The organism is Micromonospora sp. 050-3 (assembly GCF_046549335.1).
In the GTDB taxonomy this organism is placed as follows: Bacteria; Actinomycetota; Actinomycetes; order Mycobacteriales; family Micromonosporaceae; genus Micromonospora; species Micromonospora trifolii.
The window spans coordinates 2,711,520-2,731,957 of the sequence record NZ_JAJPVX010000001.1 but is presented as its reverse complement, the minus strand read 5'-3'; the positions used below and the strand labels follow the sequence as shown (position 1 = coordinate 2,731,957).

Here is a 20,438-nt window from a genome sequence, read left to right as displayed (position 1 = left end):
ATGACGGCCACCCCTCCCACTGCCACCTACCGGATCCAGGTCCGCCCCGGCTTCGACCTGGACGCCACCGCCGCGATCGTCGACTACCTGGACGACCTCGGCGTCACCCACCTCTACAGCGCCCCGCTGCTGACCGCCACCCCCGGCTCCCAGCACGGCTACGACGTGGTCGACCACCGGGCCGTCAACCCGGAGCTGGGCGGGGAGGCCGCCCGGCAGCGGCTGCTGGCAGCGCTACGCGACAAGCAACTCGGCCTGGTCGTCGACATCGTGCCCAACCACGCCGGGGTCGCCGTCCCGGCCGCCAACCCCGCCTGGTGGGACGTGCTGCGCCGGGGTCGCGACTCGACGTACGCCGACTGGTTCGACATCGACTGGGACCGGGGCCGGCTGCTGCTGCCGGTGCTGGGCGACGACCCGGCCGCCCTCGACGACCTCAAGGTCGTCGACGGGGAGCTGCGCTACCACGAGCACCGCTTCCCGATCACCGACGGCACCGGCGACGGCAACGCCCGCGAGGTGCACGACCGGCAGCACTACGAGCTGGTCTCCTGGCGGCGCGGTGACGCCGAGCTGACGTACCGCCGATTCTTCGCCATCGCGGGCCTGGCGGGTCTGCGCGTGGAGGACCCGGCGGTCTTCGCCGCCACCCACGAGCTGATCCTGCGCTGGGCCGCCGCCGGGGAGGTCGACGGCATCCGCGTCGACCACCCGGACGGCCTGCGCGACCCGGCCGGCTACCTGGCCCGGTTGCGGGCCGCCGCGCCCGACGCCTGGCTCGTGGTGGAGAAGATCCTGGAGTACGGCGAGGAGCTGCCGGACTGGCCGGTGGACGGCACCACCGGCTACGACGCCCTGGCCGCTGTCGGCGGGCTCTTCGTCGACACCGACGCCGAGGGTGACTTCACCGCGCTGGACAACCGCCTCACCGGGCAGCACACCTCCTGGGAGGACCTGACCCACGCCACGAAGCTGGCCGCCGCCACCCAACTGCTCGCCGCCGAGCTGACCCGGCTGGCCGCCCTCGCCCCCGAGGTGCCCACCGAGCAGGCCCGCGCGGCGCTCGCCGAGCTGGCCGCCGCGTTCGCCGTCTACCGGGGCTACCCGCCGCACGGCGCCCGGCACCTCGCCGCCGCCCGCTCCGAGGCCGGCCGCCGCCGCCCCGACCTGGCCGGCGCCCTGGACGCTGTCACCCGCCGACTGCGCAACCCCGACGACGAGCTGGCCCAACGGTTCCCGCAGCTCACCGGCGCGGTGATGGCCAAGGGCGTGGAGGACACCGCGTTCTACCGCTGGACCCGGTTCGTGGCGCTCAACGAGGTCGGCGACGACCCCTCCCACTTCGGGGTGCCGCCGGCGGAATTCCACCGCTTCGCCGCCGCCCAACAGGTCCGCTGGCCGGCCAGCATGACCACCCTCTCCACCCACGACACCAAACGCGGCGAGGACGTCCGCGCCCGGCTCGCCGTGCTCAGCGAACTGCCGGGCCGCTGGGCCGAGCAGGTCAAGACCTGGATGGAGTACGCGCCGCTGCCCGACCCGGCCTTCGCCCACCTGCTCTGGCAGACCGCCGTCGGCGCGTGGCCGATCGAGCGGGAACGGCTGCACGCGTACGTCGAGAAGGCCGCCAGGGAGGCCGGGGCCTCGACCAGTTGGGCGGACCCCGACCCGGCCTTCGAGCAGGCAGTGCACGCCGTGGTCGACCAGATGTACGACGACCCGAGCCTGCACGACGAGCTGACCGAACTCGCCGCCGCCATCGCCCCGGCCGGCTGGTGCAACTCGCTCGGGCAGAAGCTGATCCAACTCACCATGCCCGGAGTGCCGGACACCTACCAGGGCACCGAGCTGTGGGACAACTCCCTCGTCGACCCGGACAACCGCCGACCGGTCGACTTCGACGTACGCCGAGAGTTGCTGGCACGCATCGACGGCGGCTGGCGTCCCCCGGTCGACACCGACGGAGCGGCGAAGCTGCTCGTCGTGTCGCGGACCCTGCGGTTGCGGCGGGCGCACCCGGAGCTGTTCACCACCTACCGGCCGGTGCCCGCGCACGGGCCGGTGGGCCGGCACGTGGTGGCGTTCGACCGGGGTGGCGTGATCGCCGTGGCGACCCGGCTGCCGCTGGGCCTGGCACGCGCCGGTGGTTGGTGTGACACAGCTCTGTCACTTCCCGTTCACGAGATGAAGGACCTGTTCACCGGCCGGGTCTACAGTGGCGGGGAGACCCCTCTGGACGACCTTCTGGCCGACTATCCAGTGGCTCTGCTGGCTCCTCCCACCGCTGCCGAGGAGGCCGTTTCATGACCGAATTCTCCGTCTGGGCACCGGACGCCACCCGGGTCCGGCTGCGCCTGGCCGGCGACACCGACCACGAGATGCGCGCCGCCGCAGACGGCTGGTGGCGGGTCGAGGTGCCCGACGCCGGCCTCGACTACTCCTTTCTGCTGAACGACGACGAAACCCCGCTGCCCGACCCCCGGTCACCGTGGCAACCTGCGGGGGTGCACGGGCCGAGCCGCCGCTACGACCACGCCGAATTCGCGTGGTCAGACAGCGCGTGGACCGGCCGGCAGCTGCCCGGCAGCATCCTCTACGAGCTGCACATCGGCACCTTCACCCCGGAAGGCACCTTCGACGCGGCCATTGACCGCCTCGACCACCTGGTGTCACTGGGCGTCGACCTGATCGAGCTGCTCCCGATCAACGCCTTCAACGGCGAACACAACTGGGGGTACGACGGCGTCTGCTGGTACGCCCCCCACGAGCCCTACGGCGGCCCCGACGGCCTGAAACGGTTCGTCGACGCCGCCCACGCTCGCGGTCTGGGGGTGATCCTCGACGTTGTCTACAACCATTTCGGGCCCTCCGGGGCCTACGCGCCGCAGTTCGGGCCCTACCTCGCGGAGCAGAGCAACAGCTGGGGACGCTCGATCAACCTGGACGGCCCGCACTCCGACGAGGTACGCCGCTACATCATCGACAGCGTGCTCATGTGGCTGCGCGATTACCACGTCGACGGGCTGCGTCTGGACGCTGTACACGCGCTGCACGACTCGCGGGCCGTTCCCATCTTGGAAGAGCTGGCCATCTCCGTGGAGTCGTTGTCGACGCACCTGGGTCGGCCGCTGTCGCTCATCGCCGAATCCGACCTCAACGACCCGCGGGTCATCACCCCGCGCGAGGCGGGTGGCCTCGGGCTGCACGCGCAGTGGAACGACGACGCCCACCACGCCCTGCACACGTTGCTGACGGGGGAGCGGCAGGGCTATTACGGGGACTTCGGGTCCCTCGAAACGCTGTCGGACGTGCTGACCGGCGGGTTCTTCCACGCTGGCACCTGGTCGAGCTTCCGGAACCGGCACCATGGGCGGCCTGTTGATCCTCGGGTGCCGGGGCACCGGTTCGTGGCTTACCTGCAGAACCACGATCAGATCGGGAACCGGGCTACCGGGGACCGGATCTCGGCTTCTCTATCGCCTTCGCTGCTCCGGGTTGGGGCTACGTTGCTGTTGACGGCGCCGTTCACTCCCATGTTGTTCATGGGGGAGGAGTGGGCTGCTTCTACGCCGTGGCAGTTCTTCACTTCGCACCCGGAGCCGGAGTTGGCCTCTGCGGTGCGGACCGGGCGGCGGCGGGAGTTCGCTGCGCACGGGTGGCCGGAGGGGGACGTGCCCGACCCGCAGGACCCGGAGACGTTCGTGCGGTCGCGGTTGGACTGGGCGGAGCTGGACAAGCCCGAGCATCGGGAGATGTTGGCGTTCTACCAGCGGTTGATCGCCCTGCGGCGGTCTCTTCCTGATCTGTCGGATCCTCGGATGAACGAGGTATCTGTGCAGCACGGGGACCAGTTCCTGGTGATGCGGCGGGGGGACACGCTTGTCGTGGCGAACCTGGCTGGGCGGGGGCAGGGGGTGTCGCTGCCTGGGGTAGCGCGGCGGGTGCTGCTGGCTACGGGGGAGGGGGTCACCGTCATGCGGGACCGGATCCAGTTGCCGGCCGAGACTGCGGCGATCGTGGCGCTCTGAAAGAGGCGGGACCTCACGGTTTTGCGGACGTGTATTGAAGAGGCAACTTCTTAAGGGCTACCAATTCCATGCAACTTTTGGGCCGGCTGTCGCTACCGACTTAACGGGTAATCAACCAAGATGAGCTGTCGACCCGCCGTCCGTGCTGGCTAAAGTCCTTCTGCGTGGCGGGGTCGGTATTCGACAACGTTCCCTTGGGGAGCCGTCGCCCGAAGGTCGGGACGGGCTGTCCGCCAGCCGGGAACTACAGCGAATCCTGTTCGTCCACTCCTTCAGGCAGGGAGATCTGGAGCATGTCAGTGTAATCGATGGCGGCCACCGGGCCTCGCAACCGTTCAACATTCGGATACGTTACGAAGGCCTCGTGGTGTACCACCGGACCAGGGCGGGGCTGGCGGACGGCTCGCCCGGGTCGGGTGTCCAAGCATGATCGCCGCCCGAAGCCTAGGGCCTGTCCTGTCGATCTTGAATCGACTGGTCAGGTGACGTCACATCGAAGGATCATGAGGCATGACCGATGCTGATGCGGTGCTGAGGATCGCGGATTTGCGCCGAGCGTGCTCGATGATGTTAGACGCGGCGGAGAGCCGGTTCGGTCCTCAGATGCAGCTGTCACAGCTCGGCGTTGACTACTACTGGAACGTCGATCTTCGTGCAGCATTCGCGATGGTCCCGCGGCCGGAGCTGGAGATCGACTGCGGGCAAAGCACCGACGATCTCGCAGAGCTGTCCAGCCTTCTCCAGCGAGATCCGATGGACGTCGTAGCGCTGTGGCACGACATCCCGCACGTGAGCGGCCTCTTGCGGCTGCTGGCGTACCTCGACCTGCCTGACTCTGGCGAGGTTCGCGGCAACTAGGGCCTCTCCTGTCGATCATGGAAGCCAGATGATGGCGGCGATGAGGACGAGGCTGGCCTGGTAGAGGGACGCTCGTTTGGCGTAGCGGGTGGCCAGGTCACGCGCTGTCTGCTGTGTCAGCCATGGCTTCTGGGACGGCCGAGCCGCAAGCAAGGTAGGCCGGAGTGCGTCGCTCGCGCGCACTTATCGCCGCATGAACCCGCGTGGCGACGTTGTCGGGAAGACGCTGCTCCGCTTCTTGACGCGGGAAGAAGCCGAAGTCCTCAAGCTCCTGTCCCGGCAGATTGAAGTAGTCGAGGCTGGCAACGGACCCGCAGTCAAACGTGAAGCTGATGATCGCGCGCGGTCGTTCCCCGACGGGCGGGGCCCAGTCGACTACGAGGAGGTCGCCCACCGCCACAGCGACCCCCAACTCCTCTCGGATCTCGCGGGCACAGGCGTCGTGCGGGTATTCGCCCTCGTCCACGTAGCCACCGGGAAAGGCCCAGTGATCGCGGTACGTGGGCTTGACGAGCAAGACGTTGCCGTCCGGATCGGTGATGAAAGCCGCAGCGGCGGCGTAGAAGGAAGCCAGGTTGGCGTACCAGATGTTGGGCTCCGTCCAAGTCACGTCGGTGACGCTAGCGGACATGTCCAGGTTCGCCCTGGAGGGCTGCGGGTATGGCCGCGAGGGCATGCAGGGTTTCGTTGACCCCGGGCGATGCCTGCTGCGAGCCGAGAGTGTTAGCGAGTTCGCGGACCCGCTGTTGAACTCGCGCCGACTGGATGCCCACACCGTGCCGTCCGAGCTTAGAGGCCCAATTGCAGGCGGCGTCGGTTTCTCCAGCACGGGCATGAGTCGTGGCGATGAGGGCGGTGTGAAGGGCACGCGTCCGGGTGTTCTCGCCGGCGAGGTTGAGCGCATCGGGGGCGTGTCGAAGGGCCTGCGAGTACAGATGCAGGTCGCCCAGGCACCTTAACGCGGCCCCAGCCAGGTGGGCTGGGCTGAAGTAGCCGACCCAGCGTGGGCCGGGGTCTGTGCCTGTCCGGTCGAGAGCACGGTCAGCCCTAGTGAGAGCGAGTTGGCAGGCACGTCGCTCGCCTGACTGTCCATAAGCGGTAGCTGCGGTGGCCTGTAGCCGAGCGAGGACGGCTGCGGGTGCGCGGCCGGCCCCGTCAATGGCTGCTTCGACAAGCCGGGCCGCCTCCCGACCGTGGCCCAGGAACACCGCCTGGGTGGCGAGGTTGGCCAGCAGGTGAGCGCCGTAGAGCCGATCGCCGGCGGCCTTGGCGAGCCGCAGGCCGAGCGTTACATGATGTTGCGCCATCGCATGTTCGCCCGCGTCGTACGACATGAAGGCGAGTTGGCCGGAGAGCGTCGCCGCTGCGAGCATGAGGTCGCGTCCCACGGCATCGGTGTAGGTGCCGTGCAGCATCGGCGCGACCTGACGCACCAAGAAGTCGGCCATGACGGCACGGGTGTGCGGAGAGCCGCTGCCATGACGTCGGTCGAGATCGGTGAAGTGGTCCGCCAGCGCGTACAGCGATTGAACGTCGGTGGAGGTAACTTGCTGCCGGCCGTTCCGGCTGGCCGTCTTGTCGGGCAGGTCATACCGCCAGCCGAGTGCTGCCTCTAACGCCTTACCGCTGTCGAACGTCCCGCCGGCTTGTTGGTTGAGGTGCTTGGCCAGCGTCCAGATCTGCTCGGCGGTATCGATCGCCCCATCGACGGTCACGGGGTAGACACACATTCCGATGCTGTCGCCCGAGCCGAAGCCCAGTTCGGTAATGGCGACCGAGCGACCGAGCTTGCGGGCTAGGGTCTCAGCCATCGCGGCCTGGACGTGCTCGCCAGGCCGGCGACCGCGCAACCACCAGTAGACGCTGGCGGCATCGTAGCGCCAGGCGCCCTCTTTGCGGCCGGTGTGATTGAGCTGTCGGGAGAAAGCAGCGTGAGAGTTGGCGTAGCCGGCGGCCAGCAGAAGTCCTTCGAATGCCGCGTTCGTTACCGGTCGCGCCAATGTTCCGCCTCCACGCATCGGTCAACTACCAACAGTGATGAGCCTATGGGTTGCCGAAGTCCTATGGGGACCCGCGCAACCCTGCGCAACCCACGTCCTGAGCAGCGCAATCGAGCGCATTACTTGCCATCTGGTCCGTTGATCGTCAGCCCGCTTCGCTGATCGCAGGTGTCCTGGGTGCCGACGAAGTCTGAGCGTCGCGCCCCGGGTTGACGGAGGTGGCTATGCAGAGCGACGAGTCAGCGAACAAGGGTGAGCAGTCTGAGGCGGCCGAGCGGGAGGCCGCCAAGCAGCGTCTCCTGGCGCAGGCCGAGGCGGAACGCGTACCCGTGGAGGACACGACCCGCGCGGTCCCGGACCGGCGGTGGCGGCGTGAGCAGCGATGACGTGCCGATCGGCCGCCGCGTCGCGCGGTGGCGGGTGCGGCGGTCGATGACGCAGCAGATGCTCGCGGACCGGCTGCGCAGGTCGAAGAGCTGGGTAGACAAGGTGGAGCGGGGCGTGCGCGCGCTGGACCGGTACTCAGTGATCCAGGAGTTGGCCCACGTCCTGCGGGTCGACCCGGAGGTGCTGCTCGGCCAACAGCCCAGCACGCCGGCGGGCACGCCGGACGGGGTAGACGACATCCGGGCCGCTCTCGCCCGCTACGACACCCCGCAAGCCCCAAAGCAGACGGACGAGATGAGGAGGCAGGTCGGGTACGCCTGGTTGAGCTACCAGCACGCGCACTACGGGCAGTTGGTGCGCGTCTTGCCGGGTCTGCTCGACGCCGCCCAGGGTGCACGGACACCAGAGCTGCTGGTGCAGGCGTACCGGATCACCTCGTCGCTGCTGGTCAAGCTCGGCGAGGCCGACCTCGGGTGGCTGGCCGCCGATCGGGCGATGTCCGCCGCCGGCGACGATCCGATCCTGGCGGCGACGGCGGCCATCTCGGTAGCCCAGGCGCTGCGCGCGTCGGGCCGCGACCGCCTGGCCCTGGCCGCGACGCTCGTTGCCGCGAATCGCATCACGTCAGGTCCGCAGCGGTCGGCGGGGGAGTGGGCCGTGGGTGGGACGCTGCTGCTCCAGGCCGCCCTGGCCGCCGTTGGCTGCGGTGACACCCGCCGCGCCGACGAGCTGATCGACCGGGCCGCGGGGATCGCCGCCGGGCTCAGGGGGTACGACGATGTACACCGGACCAGCTTCGGACCGGTCGCCGTCGAGTTGGCGCGGGTGCTGGTGGCGGCGCAACGGGGTCAAGTCGTCGAGGCACTCCAAAGGCATTCGACAGTGGTGCGGCGGGAGGCGTGGCGGCGGTTACCGGCCGAGTACCGGGGCGCGTATTTGGTGGATGTCGCGCGGGCGTACCTCCAAGTGGGTGACCTGCGCGGCGCTGCCCGCGCGCTCGTCGACGCGGACAGCATCGCGCCGGCTGAGGTCCGGTGCCGGCCGTTGGCGCGTACCGTGATCGCCGATGTCGCCAGGGGTCACCCGGCGCCGGCCGGTGTGGCGCGACTGGCCAACCTGGTCGGCCTCACCCGCTGACCGACCTACCCGCCGGTCGCGCTGGCCTCACCTCGTCGCCAGCACGCGTCGGCCGTTGGCGAGTCGGGCCCTCTTGGCCTGCTCGTAGCGTTCGATGTCGGCGGAGCGGCTCGCGATCGTGCGCCGCTGATGCTCCACCATCGCCGCTTGCCAGATCGTCACGAGATCCGTGCTGTCCTTGCACGCGACGTCGGCCACCGCGGTCCGGCGCTCCACGTCGCTGGGATGGTCGGTGCTCCACCTCGGGTCGTCGTTGGCCTGCCACGGGTCGGAGTAGGTGAACCCCTTGCCGGCCATGCACGTCGACCAGGCCCGGAACCCGGCCTGAACGCGCGCGTCCTGCTCTGCCTGTTGACCGGCTCGCAGGGCCATGTCGTACAGGAGCGTCTCGCCGACCGGTGGCGCGCCCTCGGTCAGGCGCCGGTTCGCCTCGCCGAGGCAGCCGCCCACAGGGATCCGACCGCCGGCCGGCTCCGGTCCGTCGGCGCCGAACCGGGTGCCGCTGAGCGCCAGCGCCGTCTTTTCCGGTGGCGGTTGGCCCTTGTCCTCAGCCGCGTCACCGCCGGGTGCGGCGTGGTAGCCGAGGCGCTGCGCCTGGTCGTGCTCCACCAGGCCGTACAGCCCGTCGCGCGTGGCAGCCGGGTCGGTGTGGTGCGGTTCCGGCGGACGGTAGGAGATGCCGAGCCGGCGCATGCAGGCCACGACAAGCTTCGCCTCGGCCCGCTGGAGAAGCAGGTCCTCGTCCCCGGACGGAAACAGCCGATCCAACGGAAGGCTCACGGTCGCCACCGGTGACGGCCCGGCGGGCCGCTGCGCGGGCTCGTTCGGGTCACAGGCGGTCCCGGCACCGACGGTCAGGCAGGCCAGCACCAGGGCCGCGAATTGTCTGCGGATCATGGGCATGGAGACCTCGCTCAGGCTGGAGGGGCTCGCGTTGCCCGCTACCTCACGGCCGACGCGAGCCCCTCGATGCGGTCCTAGGGGCGGCAGCGAGTTTGCGGCTGGCCAGCCCAGACAAAGCAGAACGAGCTGAATCGGTCGTTCCAGTTGTTCCCGTTCTGGTCCCGGTCCAGCGTGAGGTTCAAGGCCTCGTCCGACTGGCCGCTGTTGGCCTTTTGACGCCAGAAGTAGAGGCCCCGGTAGTTCTCGTGCTCGAAGAGGCGGACCGGATTCACCGGGTCGTAGTTGCGCAGTGAGCTGACGTTGTCATGCAGCGAGCAGTCCGAGGTGCAGGCAGCCACGAACGACCATTGCTTAAAGTCCGCAGTGGTCGAGAGGGTGTCGTAGCGACCGCCGCGTAGGTCAGGGTGCTGCCACATGCACAGTTCGCCGCTCTCGCACACGCCGTTGCGCGAGGTCGCCGCCTGGGCCGGGCTGGCCACGGCCAGGAGCCCGCCGGCCGCCAGCGCCAACGCACCGAAGAACGCCAGGATTTGTCGCTTCATGAGTCTCCTTAGCTTTGGGATCTTTCTGCCGGAGCTGAGTGATTGTGCTGGTGGCACCGGTGTGGACGAGGTCAGTCAACCCCGTGGGTAGCGGCGCAGCCGAGACATTCGAACCAGTTCGAATCTCGATCCTGTGCGGCGTTTTCCGGGTTGCCGCTGAGGGTCCGCCCGGGTTTGGTAAGGGGCGCCAGGATGGTGCCGCCGGCAGCTCGAACAGCTCCCGCAGGAGCCTGGGGGTCTTGTCCGCATGCCGTAGGGGACGCGTCTGGCCTGGTCCGCACGCCGGCAAGCAACGGCGAGCAGTCTGAGGCAGCCGAACGCTGAACCGCCAAGCAGAGGCTGCTCGCGCAGGCTGAGGCGGGGTGCGCTCCGTCCCCATCCCACCCCGACGATCATGAGGTTGGCGGGCTTTTGGAGATCGAAGCGCCCGTCAACCTCATGATCAACGAGGCGAAGGTGCGCCCGCGCCGGGGTGGTCAGCGGGGGCAGCCGTTGGCGCGTACCCGTGATCGCCGACGTTGCCCGCGCGCAGCTGGCGCCGGCCGGCGTGGCGCGACGCGGAAGCAGCGTCGCCGCCCCGGCCACCTCGCCGTCTACTGTGGGCTCGCTCCGGTGATCCCACGACCTGTCACCGACGCAACCACCGGTACAGGCCTCGGCGGGTTAATCCCGCCGCGGACTCACAGAATCGTTGTCAGCACGCCTCCGTCGACGCGTACCGCCGATCCGTTGATTGCGGACGCGGCGGGACTGGCGAGGAAGGTCACGGTGTTTGCGATCTCACTCGGTTCGATGAAGCGTCCCAGCAGGGAGGTCTGGTTGGCGCCGATGATCGCCACTTTCAGGTCGTCCTCCAGCAGGGATTGGGCATCGGCCAGCGACTTGACCGTTTCGGCGACGCCGGCGGAATATGTGGGGCCGCCCAGCACCGAGTTAACGGTTACCGCAGTGCCCTTCGTGAGCTTCGCCAGGCCGTTACCCACTGCGAGCATCGCCGTCTTGGACGTGCCGTAGTGGAGCATGTCGGCGGGGATGTTGACGCCCGACTCGCTGCTCACGAACACGATCCGGCCCCACCCCCGATCGAGCATTGCCGGCATGAGGTGCCGCGCAAGCCGGACCCCGCTGAGCACGTTCACCTCGAAGTAGAGCCGCCATTCCTCGTCGGAAATGAGTTCGAAAGGTTTGAGCTCAAAGAGCCCGACGTTGTTGATGAGAATGTCAACGCTGGGCAGTTCGTCGCACAGCCTGTCGACGTCATCGGCAACCGAGAAGTCGGCTTGAATACCAGTGACGGATACGCGGGGCGCCTCCCGACGCAACACTTCGACAGCCTCGGCCAGCTTTGCCGGGTCGCGGCCGTTGAGGACCACGTCGACGCCCTCGCCGGCCAGGGCCCTCGCGGTTGCGTAACCGATGCCTTGACTGGATCCGCTGATGAATGCGGTCTTGCCGCTGAGCTGCAGGTCCACGTGCTGTTCTCCTAGTGAGTGGTCGCCGACCGGTGCCAAGACGGTGCACCTGCCGCAATTCGGCAGGCGCTCCTCTCGACCTTGCCGCAGACCGATGAGCATCTGATCAGCACCGCGTGAGTGGCTGACGCTGGTGTGGTCGGACCGTTGGCACCTGCAGCCACGGCCGATTGATCTAACTGCGCGGAATGTCCCGAATCGGGGTTCCTGGTTCTTTCGTGCCGGTCCGCGGTGATGACCCACCCACAACCGGGCGCTCCGCATGGCGGCTGCGGATACCGCCTCCGCACCCCACATTGTGGGTCGGAGCCGTAGTGAACGACGCCGGTTTGGCCGGATCGATCATCCGCTCGTCCGCCATCGCCCAGGATCACCTCGTCGCTGCTGGTGAAGCTCGGCGAGGCCGACCTAGCCTGGTTGGCCGCCGACCGGGCGATGGCCGCCGCCGACCGGGCGATGGCCGCCGCCGGCTGGCGTGGCGCGACTGGCGACGCCGGCCGGCCTCACGAGGTGAAAGCTCGCCGTCCTGCTATTCGCGACCGACCCAGGTGGCGACGCACGCCTCGTTGCCCTCGGCGTCGGCCAAGACCCACCACCTGGGTGCGTGCGCGTCGGAGACCAGGTTGCCGCCGGCGGCCAGGGCGGCGGCGATGCGAGCCTCTGCCTGATCGTGCGGGACAGCTATGTCGAGGTGCATGCGGTTGCGCTGTGGGCGCGCCTCGTCCGACGGCTGCAAACCGAAGCCCGGGCCGCGGCGCGATGGGTCGAACAGGTAGTCGTCGCCAATCTGCCGATAGCCGAGCAGCGCCTGCCAGAACGGCAGCACGTCCGCGCCGACGAGTGCGTCAAGGGTGACGTTGATGAGTTGGACGGCGGTCGGGTCGGCGCAGAGGCCCAACTCCTTGGCGGCGGCCGAGATGCGCCGGGCCAACGAGATGTCGCGCCGAGTCAGGCTCACGGTGACGCCGGTGCCGCGCAGGTCGACGCTGAGGTATTGCTGCTGGGCCTCGTCGGCGAGCCGGCCAATCTCATCGACGAGCGCGATGCCCTTGGACAGCGAGCCGGTCGGGAAGTAGGCCGAGACCAGATGGTAGAGGCAGCGCCAGCCCTCGACACCGTCGGCCGCGTGGAACTGCGCGGCCGTGATCTGCCCAGTCACGTCAGCGAATTTAACATCGGCGTGGCGACGGCCTCCTACGCGGCGGTCACCAGCTGAGTGCCCGGGACGGCGCGGGAGTCAGTTCCCTCTGGGACTACCGGGCGTTGCGCCGGCGACGCGCGCGCTCGAACTCGGCGACATCCGACATCCAGGGACCGTGCTGTTCGAGTGCGGCGCAGCCGCCGCGAACGAAGGCGCTCACCAGCTTTCGGTACCCGCCCATCCCGTCAACCAGGCTGTACTCGACCTGGTACTCCGGGTCCGACCCGGCTTCCCCGTTTCGCACCGTCGTGATCCGGGCGATGGAGTCGGCGTAGAAGTGCAATTGAATCCCCTCGCCCATCTCCTCGTCCTCGATGGTGAACACTTCGTTGTCCCCAGCGGAGCGATCGGCGACGAACTCCCAGAACTCGGCGGAGGCGGTGCGGGGACCGTCCCGTACCCACTTCTTCTCGCCGCCCTTGTCATCGGTGAACGACAGGGCCGTCTTACCGTGGTCGTCGGCGGCCTCGTCGTCGTCTTCCACCGGTGTGCTCTTGGAGCGGTCCGCGGCCTCCGAGCACATCAGGAAGCTCACCGTCCGCACCGCGTCATCGACGAGTTCGGGGTACGCGTGGCGCACTGCCGCGTCGACCGTCGCCGCCATCCGATCCCAGTCGCGCTTGTCGGTGGCCCGTTTTCCCCGCCGCGGATCGAGGCCGATCCGCATCCCGGCGCACGCCTGCTCCGCGGTGGCGATCACACGCATGACCTGGGGCAGCAGTGCGGGGTCGACGGCATCGGGGTTCCGCCGTGGAACCGTCGCGCCATGCAGATACTGGCCCGTGTACCTCAGAACCTCAGCGTCGAGTGGCCCGAGGACTACTCCGCGCTCGGCGCGACGGCGGTTCGCGTGATACTCCTGGGCACGTTTCGCGTTCGACAGCTCCGTCGCCGTGCGCATCGCCTCGCAGACCTGACCGCGCTCCAGTAGCTCGATGTCGGCGCCATGGGCGACGAGACGACTCCTGTCCCACCGGATGCGCCGAAAGAGCGCGTCAACATCCGGGGGCGGGGAGAGCAGGATCGGGTCCAGGAGCGCGACGGCGGCGTTCTCGTCGAGCTGGCCCCGGGTTCCGGCGGCGTCGCACAGCGGAAGGACCGCACTCCACAGCAGCAGGTGTCTGGCCAGGTCCTCCCGGATCACCGCGAGGTGGGCTTCCCCGATCGGGAACGCGAACGTGCGAGGGTCATGGTTGGCGTCGGCCCCGGCGGCGAGCATCAGCTTCAGCTCGCCGTCCTCGCGGATCACCTTCGGGATCCAGCCGTTGCCGCTACGCGTGAAAACGATGTCTGTCATCTGTTCACGACCACTGTGCACATTCGACAGCGAGGCGTGGGTCGGTGCGCACCCAGACTTCGCCCCCGGCGGCCTCGGCCGGGGCGTCGACCCGTTCGAGACCGAGGAATTCGATCAATCGAAGCAGCTCGGCTCGTTCGGCTCGGTCCTCGTCGACATCATGCGAGTCGAAGAAGACGTAGTACTTGTCGCTCGGGTCGACGATGCCCGAATCCGACCAGATCCGGGCGACTTCTTCGATTGCCGCTGCTTCCGTCGTGAACGTGGCGGCGCGGGCGGCACCACGGGTCTCCGGTGAGGCGTCGAGGTCGGAGAGGTCAGAAAACCACTGGCCGAAGTGGTCGAGGCCGGCGTATCCGTTCTCGAAGAACAGCATCGCGCTCGGAAGGTAGCGGTTGCCCCTGTCGACCTGGAGGTGTTCCGACCGAGGTTGGCCTGCATCCTCGATTCGGGAGATCACACCTCGACGGGGCCTGAGTTCCAAGCTCTGCTTCGCCGCTTCGTCAGTGATGGTGTAGGTGTCAGACTCTCGACCCCGGAAGAACGCAGAGAACGCGACGTAGGCCTCCTGGGGGTCGCCCACCGAGACGTGTTGGTCGTTGCCATCACCGGCAGCGAAGACGAACAGCTTCGGTCCGGGACTGTAGGGGCGGGCCATGGGCGTCCTTCGTTCACGTGTGAAAGCTCCGTCAGCGTAGTGGAACGAGCTGACACGCCCGCGACCTGATCATGGGCGTGCTGCGCGCGGTGGCCCTGGCTCCGGCCCGGAATGACGCCGCCTAGCTACGCCGGGGCGTCACCGTGGGCCGGGCGGCGGGGGTACGTCGCCGAGGGGTACGCCGAGCAGCCGGGCGGCCAGGCCGAGCCGCTCGTGACGGACGTCGTTCAGCGGCGGTAGCAGCAGCGTCGTCATGCCGACGTCCAGGGCGGCGCCGTCGTACTCGTGCCGGTCGCCGACCATCAGCGTCTCCTTCGGCAGCGCACCGAGTCGGTCGAGGGCGTGCTGGAAGATCTCCGGATCGGGTTTCTGCACACCGTGCTCGTAGGACAGCACGAAAACCGAGATGAGGTCGGCGATACCCGCAGCAACGAACGCTGGGCGCACGTCGAAGTGGATGTCGCTGACCACTGCGATGCGCACACCGTGTGTGGAGATCGCGCGCAGTACCGGAGCCACGTCGACGGCGAACTCGTTGTACGCGGCATCGGACTCCACGGCGTACAGGGCATCTGCCAGGTCGACGTCGAGGCCGGCCGCGGTGAAGACGCCGTGGTACGTCGCCCGGTGCACCGCGGCATCCCGGTCCACGCCCGGGGCCGCCAGGCAATCCGGTTGTCCGGCCGCCTCGGTGATGGCTGCCAACACGCCGGCGACCGCTTCCGGCCGACCGTCACGCCCAAGTAGCCGCAACGCTGCGTGCACCCAGTCCTGCGACGACAGCGTGGTGACGAGCGTGCCTCGCCAGTCGAATATCACCGCCCGGAACTGATGCACTGGTCAGGCCTTCCGTGGCTGAGCGCCGATCGAGACCGCGCCGCCGTGGTGCACGGCTGCCTGCGGCATGTTCATGATCGGCACGTCGACGTCCGCCAGATGAGCACCGGCGGGTGCTTCCTCGCCGGACCGATCGCACGGCCGATCGTAGCCCTCGCAGCCATGTCGAGACATCGCTCAGCGGGGTTGTGGGGAGACACCGCCGTCGGCTCGCAGTTGGCAACTCGTGTGGTGCGTTGACGAGGGCCGCGATCATCGGTGCCCGTGCCCGACGGCCGCCCAGCGCAATTCCGCCGCGCGTTGTCAGATCAACGATTCGTGTCACGCCACTCGCTCGGAGCCCTCATCAAGTTCCACGCTGGACTCGCCGAGCGGTTCTCACCACGACCGCCGGTCTGGGCGCGGCAGCCACCCTTCTCGCCACCGTGGGCACTGGTTCCCCGGCGTCCGCCTGGACGAGCACCACACACGCCCCGTACCGGTACTGCGGCGACTGCTTCGTGATGTTCTACTGGGGCTTCGCTCCCAGTGGGCGCTGTGCGGCGACGGGCAGCACGCACCGTCAGATCGGCTGGATCTTCAAAATCCCGTTCGGGGGTGGCTGGACGCCCAACGACCAGCCTGACTGGCGGTGGTGCCGGAACTGTTTCGGGCTGTTCTTCAGTGGCTTTTTTCCAACTACGGTCGATGCGTCGGCAACAACTATGTACTGCCGCACGACATCGGCGAGCCCCCTGGCACCCAGGCGAACTGGGAGTACTGCATCAACTGCTGTCAGCTGTTCTACAACGGCTGGGCGCCACAGCGAGGGGTGTGTTTCCGCTACGGCGGGCCGCACGTCCCGGACCCGGGCGCGTTCCACTTCGCCATCCCCGTCTCCAGCTACCAGTAGTGCTCCGTTGTGCCGCGGTCGTACCGCCGGTTCGCTTCGGCCTGAGCCGACACCTACTCGGCTTCGACCTCGGTGCGGTAGACAGTCATGCCGCGTCGCTGATAGTTGCCCAGCGCATTCGGATGGTCCAACGAGCAGGTGTGCAGCCACACCCTGTGCACAGCTGGAGACTCCAGGGCCACCATGTCCCAGGCTTGCCGGATGGTCAGCGTCAGCGCATGGCCGCCGAGACCCTTCCCGACATGTTCTGGCAACAGCCCGAAGGCGGTGATCTCCACATCTCCGCCCGGGTGGGGCTCCACATTCGCCACCCCCACGGTCTCGTCCTTGAGGGTGATGAACCGGTACTGGCGCAGCGGACGAGACCGCATCAGCTCCTGCCACTCTTCGCTCGTGCGAGACGCGCAACGCCACCCGTGGGGCGCCCCGACCTGAGCATTGATGGCGTGCACGAGCGGCAGGCCAACGTCGACGCGCCGTAGGGAAAGTTCCGGCACGACCTTTCCCGGTCGCAGGTCCGTGGCGTTGTTCATCTCCAGGTACGTGACAACCTTTGCCATGCCGGCAGGCTACCCATCGTGCCGAGTGGGCCCCACACGAGCACTGCGGACGGCGCGGATCCCCTCCGAGCGCCCCTCATCGACGTGCCCGATGGCGTCGCTTCGACACCATCCCGCGACCGGTCGAGGCCGGGGCGGGGTTTCCGGGAACGTGAGATTCGGGCATGTACCTGGGCACTGCTGGAGGGGAGAGACGGCAATGCTGGTGACTGGTTATCTCGGCGCGGTGCTCATCGGTGCCCTCGTCGGCCTGCTCGGCCGGCTCATCCTGCCGGGGCGGCAACGGATCGGCTTCTTCGCCACGTTCGTCATCGGCGTCGGCTCGGCGGTGCTGGGCACCGTGGTCGCCAGGGCGCTTGATATCGACGACGGGGCCGGCGTGGAGGTGTGGGTGCTGCGCTGGGACTGGGTCGTGCTCGCGATCCAGGTCGTCGTCGCGATCATCGCCGTGGCGCTGGCGAACATGCTCACCTTCACCCGGCTTGCCGGCGGTGACGACAAGCCCCGTCGGCGGGCCCGTCGCAGCCAGGCCAAGAGCTGAAGAGTCGGTCAGTGGGCGAGCCGCGGAGGGACCACCCGTCCGAGTGGTCCCTCCGCGGTTGCTGGTGAGTGGCTAAACTTCAGGTTGGCAGTTCACCTGTGCTCTGCTGCGGCGGGCGCAGCCTCGGGAGGGTGTTCGAGCACCCTCTCGAGGGCCCGTCCCATCAGACGGCGCCTACTCGCAGAAGACCCGCACTGTGGCATCGGGTGAATCCACCTCCACGGTGACCTCGTCGAGGTGCTCCACGAGCGCCTCCAACTGCTCGGGCTTGAGCTGCGTCAGGTCGATCGGCACGCCCGAGTCGCTGAGTGAGGCATTGGCCTTGACCAGGGCCTGCGGCGGGATCAGCGCCGCCAGCCGTACACCGGCCCGCAGCAGTTGCAGTGGCACCCGCACGTTGACCCGCGACGGCTCGCCGTTTTCGGTGGCGTCCACCATCACCCGCAGGTACTTCACCTTGCCCTTTGGCCGGGCGTCGTGACTCACCGTCGCCGGTGCCTGGTCCCGTTCGAGTGCGGCGATCAGCTGGTCCGCCTCCTCTGTGGTGATCTTGCCGGTGACCAGCATGTCGAGGATGTCCTTGCGTTGTTCGGTCATTCGAACCTCTCCTTATCGGATAGCCACGAGCACGGCCATGGGGCCCTGCTCGATGTCGAAGCGGGCGCCGGGCAGTGCCGAGATGACACGCCAAGCGGCGCCGAGTGCCCGCACCACACCGATGCGGAACACGACGCAGGCCACGATCGCCGCCAGCACGACCAGGACCACGACGGGGAAGAGCACGAGCGCCACGGGGAGCACCGGAACCCAGAGGCGGATGGGCCGGCGGTCCGGGCGGTTGACCTTGACGGTCACCAACTGCGGCATCACGACCGGCCGTCCAGCTCGGCCAGCGCCTGCTGTGCGGTGATCTCACCGCGGCGCAGCCGGTCGATGACGTCGGCTCGCGAGGGCGCCGGGTCGGTCTCGACGAAGTCGAGCATCTGCGTGATCCGGTTGAGCCGTGACTTGATCGTCGGGTAGCTCACCCCGAAGATGCGTTCCATCTCCTTGATCGAACCGTGGCAGCGCACGAACGCCGTGACGAAGACCTGATCATCGACGTTGAGCTGAGCCAGCTGCGGTGGCTCGAACGCGCCTTCGATCGCGACGCCGTTGTTCGCCAGGCGCACCCGCTCGACGACGAACGGCTGCCCCCGCGTCAGGCTGGTCAGCTCCTGCCAGTCCATCGCCTGCTCTGTCATACCTAAAGTTGTATCTCAAGAATCCTCAACTTCCAAGAAGCTGATCTTAACTTTCTTAAGGCTGTGCTCGGTTACAGGAGGCCTGAGTCGATCTCTCCGCCGGCGGGGAACGCGAAACCGCAGCGGGACCCGAAGAGGTCCCGCCGCGGTCGAAGGGTGTTGCTTGCCGGGCGCCCGGCGGGCGGGAGCGGGCAACACCGACTCCCGCCCACGGCAAGCGGATCAGCACATCCGGATGTACCAGACCGGCGAGAAGTCGACAGCTTCCCAGGCGACCCCAGAGCTGAAGCCGCGGATCGGGTTGCCGTTCCGGTCCATGATGTCGGCCCAGGCACCCCAGGTCTGGTTGTTGTAGATGGAACCCCAGCCGTTCCAGTTGGTGAGCGAGTACCACCGACACTGGTACAGCACGAACATCCGTCCGCCGAAGTAGGTGTCGGTGTAGACGTAGGTGGCCCCGTACGGGCAGGGGCCGAGCGCTTGGGACGCGACGCCGCTGATGCCGGCGTTCGGGTTGTCGGCCGCAGTCGCGTTGGCCGGCTGCGCCGCGACGCTGACGACGGGTTGATCGGCCGGGCCCGCGGTGGCGGCCGACGGCACTGCCAGCGTGGCGATGAGGGCCGCGAAGGCCGCGATCAGGAGCATACGTAGCTTCATGCATCCACGATGCCCGATGAGTACGGAAGCAGAGAGTGTTTCACCTGTGACGGAAAGTACCCCTTCTGTTGAGGCGTCAACGACCTGGCATTTCGGCCGGGGTCGCGATTGTGACTCGGCGGCCTGCACGGGCCGCCGCTAGGATGCCGAGGTGGGCAGGTTCCTGGCGCTCTTCAACGGCGCGGCTGACGAGGCCGACAAGGCCGAACTCACCGAACAGCAGCAGACCGAGTTCATGAACGCGTGGGCGTCCTGGGCGCAGGCCAACGAGAAGGCCATCGTCGACCCCGGTGCTCCCTTGAACGCCAAGAAGCGGGTCACGGCGCGAGGTGTCGAGGACTTCACCGACGCCCTGATCGCCTACACCACTGTGGAAGCGGGCTCGCACGACGAGGCGGTTCAGATCTTCTCCGGGCACCCGCACCTGGGGTTGTTCGCGGGAAACTCGATCGCCGTCCTGGAATGTCCGCCGCCGCCCAGCTGACACGCGCGCCGTTCAGGTCGTTGCTGTCCGGTCGAGGAGGAACCGCGCTGCGGCGGCGATGACGTCGTCGAAGTGCCCGCCGGTGCCGGGGTAGTGGAATCCGTGCTCGGCGCCTTCGTACTCCAGGAGCGTGCACTCGTTGCCGGCGCGGACCATCGCGTCCCGGAACTGCCGCACCAAGCCGATCAGCCCTGGCCGGGCGCGACTAGGCTGCCGGGCATGACGGGGGTCGATGACGGCGGGCGCCCGCTCGACGGCGACCGCGACTCGGCTCAGGTCCTGCCGAGCCGCCGCTGGGCGCAGGTGGTGAGCGGCTTGGCCGTCGCCGTGATTGCGGCGATCATGTTCACGGCCCTCTTCTGGGGACTGTACGACTGGCTCACCGATCAGGGCCGGTTGGGCCTGCCGATACTGCTGGCGGCGCGGGTCGCCTGCTTCGCCGCGTTCGGCTGGGGCTGTTGGCAGGCCTACCAGGGCTTTCGTCGGCCCTGACCGTCCGGTCCGCGGTTCCCTCAGTCCCTCTGCTGTCGCTTGCGGCGCAGCAGGTGCACGAGCACGGCAGTCAGGACCAGGATGATGATCACGGCGGATGCGCCCACGAACGCGTCTGGATAGCGCTCACCGACGGTGCTGGCGAGCACGTACCCGATGATGGTGCCCAGGACTATGAGGAGTACGCCGAGAGTCGGTCGTTTCACTGGGCTCACTCCTGAGTGGCAACCGGACCTGACCCTGTTGGT

Annotated in this window: 25 protein-coding genes; 9 read left to right on the top strand and 16 right to left on the bottom strand. The window is 68.2% G+C overall.

The annotated features are described in order from the left end of the window. From treY to ACLJOK_RS12525, 3 genes are all read left to right on the top strand, one after another. Positions 1-2,307: a malto-oligosyltrehalose synthase gene (gene treY / locus ACLJOK_RS12535; RefSeq protein WP_410818482.1), complete on the top strand. Its 2,307-nt coding sequence runs from the start codon at positions 1-3 to the stop codon at positions 2,305-2,307. Then, positions 2,304-4,028 carry a malto-oligosyltrehalose trehalohydrolase gene (treZ, locus tag ACLJOK_RS12530; RefSeq protein WP_410818480.1) on the top strand — a complete coding sequence of 575 codons (1,725 nt, stop codon included), beginning with the start codon at positions 2,304-2,306 and terminating at the stop codon, positions 4,026-4,028. The genes treY and treZ overlap by 4 nt, the downstream gene beginning before the upstream one ends. A 510-nt stretch (positions 4,029-4,538) precedes the next feature. Continuing rightward, on the top strand, positions 4,539-4,886 hold the full coding sequence (locus tag ACLJOK_RS12525; protein ID WP_410818479.1) for a hypothetical protein: 348 nt from the start codon (positions 4,539-4,541) through the stop codon (positions 4,884-4,886). 97 nt (positions 4,887-4,983) lie between these two features. Here ACLJOK_RS12525 and ACLJOK_RS12520 read toward each other — a convergent pair whose 3' ends face one another. After that, positions 4,984-5,496, bottom strand: coding sequence for an NUDIX domain-containing protein (locus tag ACLJOK_RS12520; protein WP_410818477.1), 513 nt, complete (start codon positions 5,494-5,496; stop codon positions 4,984-4,986). Between the two features lie 10 nt (positions 5,497-5,506). Next, entirely contained in the window at positions 5,507-6,886 is a 1,380-nt protein-coding gene (locus tag ACLJOK_RS12515) for a hypothetical protein (protein ID WP_410818475.1), read from the bottom strand. 224 nt (positions 6,887-7,110) lie between these two features. Here ACLJOK_RS12515 and ACLJOK_RS12510 point away from each other — a divergent pair, with 224 nt between their 5' ends. Both ACLJOK_RS12510 and ACLJOK_RS12505 read left to right on the top strand, forming a co-directional pair. After that, a complete protein-coding gene (locus ACLJOK_RS12510; RefSeq protein WP_410818474.1) occupies positions 7,111-7,272 on the top strand; it encodes a hypothetical protein in 162 nt (53 codons plus the stop codon). Then, positions 7,259-8,410 carry a helix-turn-helix domain-containing protein gene (locus tag ACLJOK_RS12505; RefSeq protein WP_410818473.1) on the top strand — a complete coding sequence of 384 codons (1,152 nt, stop codon included), beginning with the start codon at positions 7,259-7,261 and terminating at the stop codon, positions 8,408-8,410. The genes ACLJOK_RS12510 and ACLJOK_RS12505 overlap by 14 nt, the downstream gene beginning before the upstream one ends. A gap of 27 nt (positions 8,411-8,437) precedes the next feature. On the opposite strand, the gene ACLJOK_RS12500 is transcribed toward ACLJOK_RS12505, so the two are convergent. From ACLJOK_RS12500 to ACLJOK_RS12470, 7 genes are all read right to left on the bottom strand, one after another. Next, positions 8,438-9,307 (bottom strand): hypothetical protein, encoded by an 870-nt coding sequence (locus tag ACLJOK_RS12500; protein ID WP_410818472.1) that lies wholly within the window; start codon positions 9,305-9,307, stop codon positions 8,438-8,440. A gap of 80 nt (positions 9,308-9,387) precedes the next feature. After that, the gene (locus ACLJOK_RS12495) at positions 9,388-9,855 is read right to left on the bottom strand and encodes a peptidase inhibitor family I36 protein (RefSeq protein ID WP_410818470.1); all 468 of its coding nucleotides are present in this window, start codon (positions 9,853-9,855) and stop codon (positions 9,388-9,390) included. A gap of 680 nt (positions 9,856-10,535) precedes the next feature. After that, the gene (locus ACLJOK_RS12490) at positions 10,536-11,327 is read right to left on the bottom strand and encodes an SDR family NAD(P)-dependent oxidoreductase (protein WP_410818469.1); all 792 of its coding nucleotides are present in this window, start codon (positions 11,325-11,327) and stop codon (positions 10,536-10,538) included. Positions 11,328-11,856: 529 nt separating this feature from the next. Beyond that, positions 11,857-12,486, bottom strand: coding sequence for a VOC family protein (locus ACLJOK_RS12485; RefSeq protein WP_410818467.1), 630 nt, complete (start codon positions 12,484-12,486; stop codon positions 11,857-11,859). A gap of 94 nt (positions 12,487-12,580) precedes the next feature. Then, positions 12,581-13,825, bottom strand: coding sequence for a DUF6357 family protein (locus tag ACLJOK_RS12480; RefSeq protein WP_410818466.1), 1,245 nt, complete (start codon positions 13,823-13,825; stop codon positions 12,581-12,583). A 4-nt stretch (positions 13,826-13,829) separates the two neighbouring features. Next, positions 13,830-14,483 (bottom strand): hypothetical protein, encoded by a 654-nt coding sequence (locus tag ACLJOK_RS12475; protein WP_410818464.1) that lies wholly within the window; start codon positions 14,481-14,483, stop codon positions 13,830-13,832. Positions 14,484-14,621: 138 nt separating this feature from the next. Then, the gene (locus ACLJOK_RS12470) at positions 14,622-15,320 is read right to left on the bottom strand and encodes an HAD family hydrolase (RefSeq protein ID WP_410818462.1); all 699 of its coding nucleotides are present in this window, start codon (positions 15,318-15,320) and stop codon (positions 14,622-14,624) included. A 634-nt stretch (positions 15,321-15,954) separates the two neighbouring features. Between ACLJOK_RS12470 and ACLJOK_RS12465 the strand changes: the two genes are divergently transcribed. After that, entirely contained in the window at positions 15,955-16,212 is a 258-nt protein-coding gene (locus ACLJOK_RS12465; RefSeq protein WP_410818460.1) for a hypothetical protein, read from the top strand. Positions 16,213-16,265: 53 nt separating this feature from the next. Here the strand turns inward: ACLJOK_RS12465 and ACLJOK_RS12460 are convergent, their stop codons facing one another. Beyond that, entirely contained in the window at positions 16,266-16,772 is a 507-nt protein-coding gene (locus ACLJOK_RS12460; protein WP_410818459.1) for a GNAT family N-acetyltransferase, read from the bottom strand. Between the two features lie 199 nt (positions 16,773-16,971). Here ACLJOK_RS12460 and ACLJOK_RS12455 point away from each other — a divergent pair, with 199 nt between their 5' ends. Next, complete coding sequence (locus tag ACLJOK_RS12455) at positions 16,972-17,313, top strand: GlsB/YeaQ/YmgE family stress response membrane protein (RefSeq protein ID WP_410818458.1); 342 nt, start codon at positions 16,972-16,974, stop codon at positions 17,311-17,313. A 174-nt stretch (positions 17,314-17,487) separates the two neighbouring features. Here the strand turns inward: ACLJOK_RS12455 and ACLJOK_RS12450 are convergent, their stop codons facing one another. The 4 genes from ACLJOK_RS12450 to ACLJOK_RS12435 all read right to left on the bottom strand — a co-directional run bounded on the left by ACLJOK_RS12450 (position 17,488) and on the right by ACLJOK_RS12435 (position 19,214). Further along, entirely contained in the window at positions 17,488-17,910 is a 423-nt protein-coding gene (locus ACLJOK_RS12450; RefSeq protein WP_410818457.1) for an SHOCT-like domain-containing protein, read from the bottom strand. A gap of 12 nt (positions 17,911-17,922) precedes the next feature. Then, positions 17,923-18,168, bottom strand: coding sequence for a hypothetical protein (locus ACLJOK_RS12445; RefSeq protein ID WP_410818456.1), 246 nt, complete (start codon positions 18,166-18,168; stop codon positions 17,923-17,925). 11 nt (positions 18,169-18,179) lie between these two features. Continuing rightward, entirely contained in the window at positions 18,180-18,557 is a 378-nt protein-coding gene (locus tag ACLJOK_RS12440; protein ID WP_410818454.1) for a DUF2089 domain-containing protein, read from the bottom strand. 222 nt (positions 18,558-18,779) lie between these two features. Then, positions 18,780-19,214: a hypothetical protein gene (locus tag ACLJOK_RS12435; RefSeq protein ID WP_410818453.1), complete on the bottom strand. Its 435-nt coding sequence runs from the start codon at positions 19,212-19,214 to the stop codon at positions 18,780-18,782. A gap of 151 nt (positions 19,215-19,365) precedes the next feature. Between ACLJOK_RS12435 and ACLJOK_RS12430 the strand changes: the two genes are divergently transcribed. Then, entirely contained in the window at positions 19,366-19,698 is a 333-nt protein-coding gene (locus ACLJOK_RS12430) for a hypothetical protein (protein ID WP_410818451.1), read from the top strand. Between the two features lie 12 nt (positions 19,699-19,710). On the opposite strand, the gene ACLJOK_RS12425 is transcribed toward ACLJOK_RS12430, so the two are convergent. Next, a complete protein-coding gene (locus ACLJOK_RS12425) occupies positions 19,711-19,875 on the bottom strand; it encodes a hypothetical protein (protein ID WP_410818450.1) in 165 nt (54 codons plus the stop codon). A gap of 42 nt (positions 19,876-19,917) precedes the next feature. On the opposite strand from ACLJOK_RS12425, the gene ACLJOK_RS12420 reads away from it, so the two are divergent. Continuing rightward, positions 19,918-20,190: a hypothetical protein gene (locus ACLJOK_RS12420; RefSeq protein WP_410818449.1), complete on the top strand. Its 273-nt coding sequence runs from the start codon at positions 19,918-19,920 to the stop codon at positions 20,188-20,190. 20 nt (positions 20,191-20,210) lie between these two features. Here ACLJOK_RS12420 and ACLJOK_RS12415 read toward each other — a convergent pair whose 3' ends face one another. Further along, entirely contained in the window at positions 20,211-20,396 is a 186-nt protein-coding gene (locus ACLJOK_RS12415; RefSeq protein WP_410818447.1) for a hypothetical protein, read from the bottom strand. Positions 20,397-20,438 lie beyond the last annotated feature (42 nt).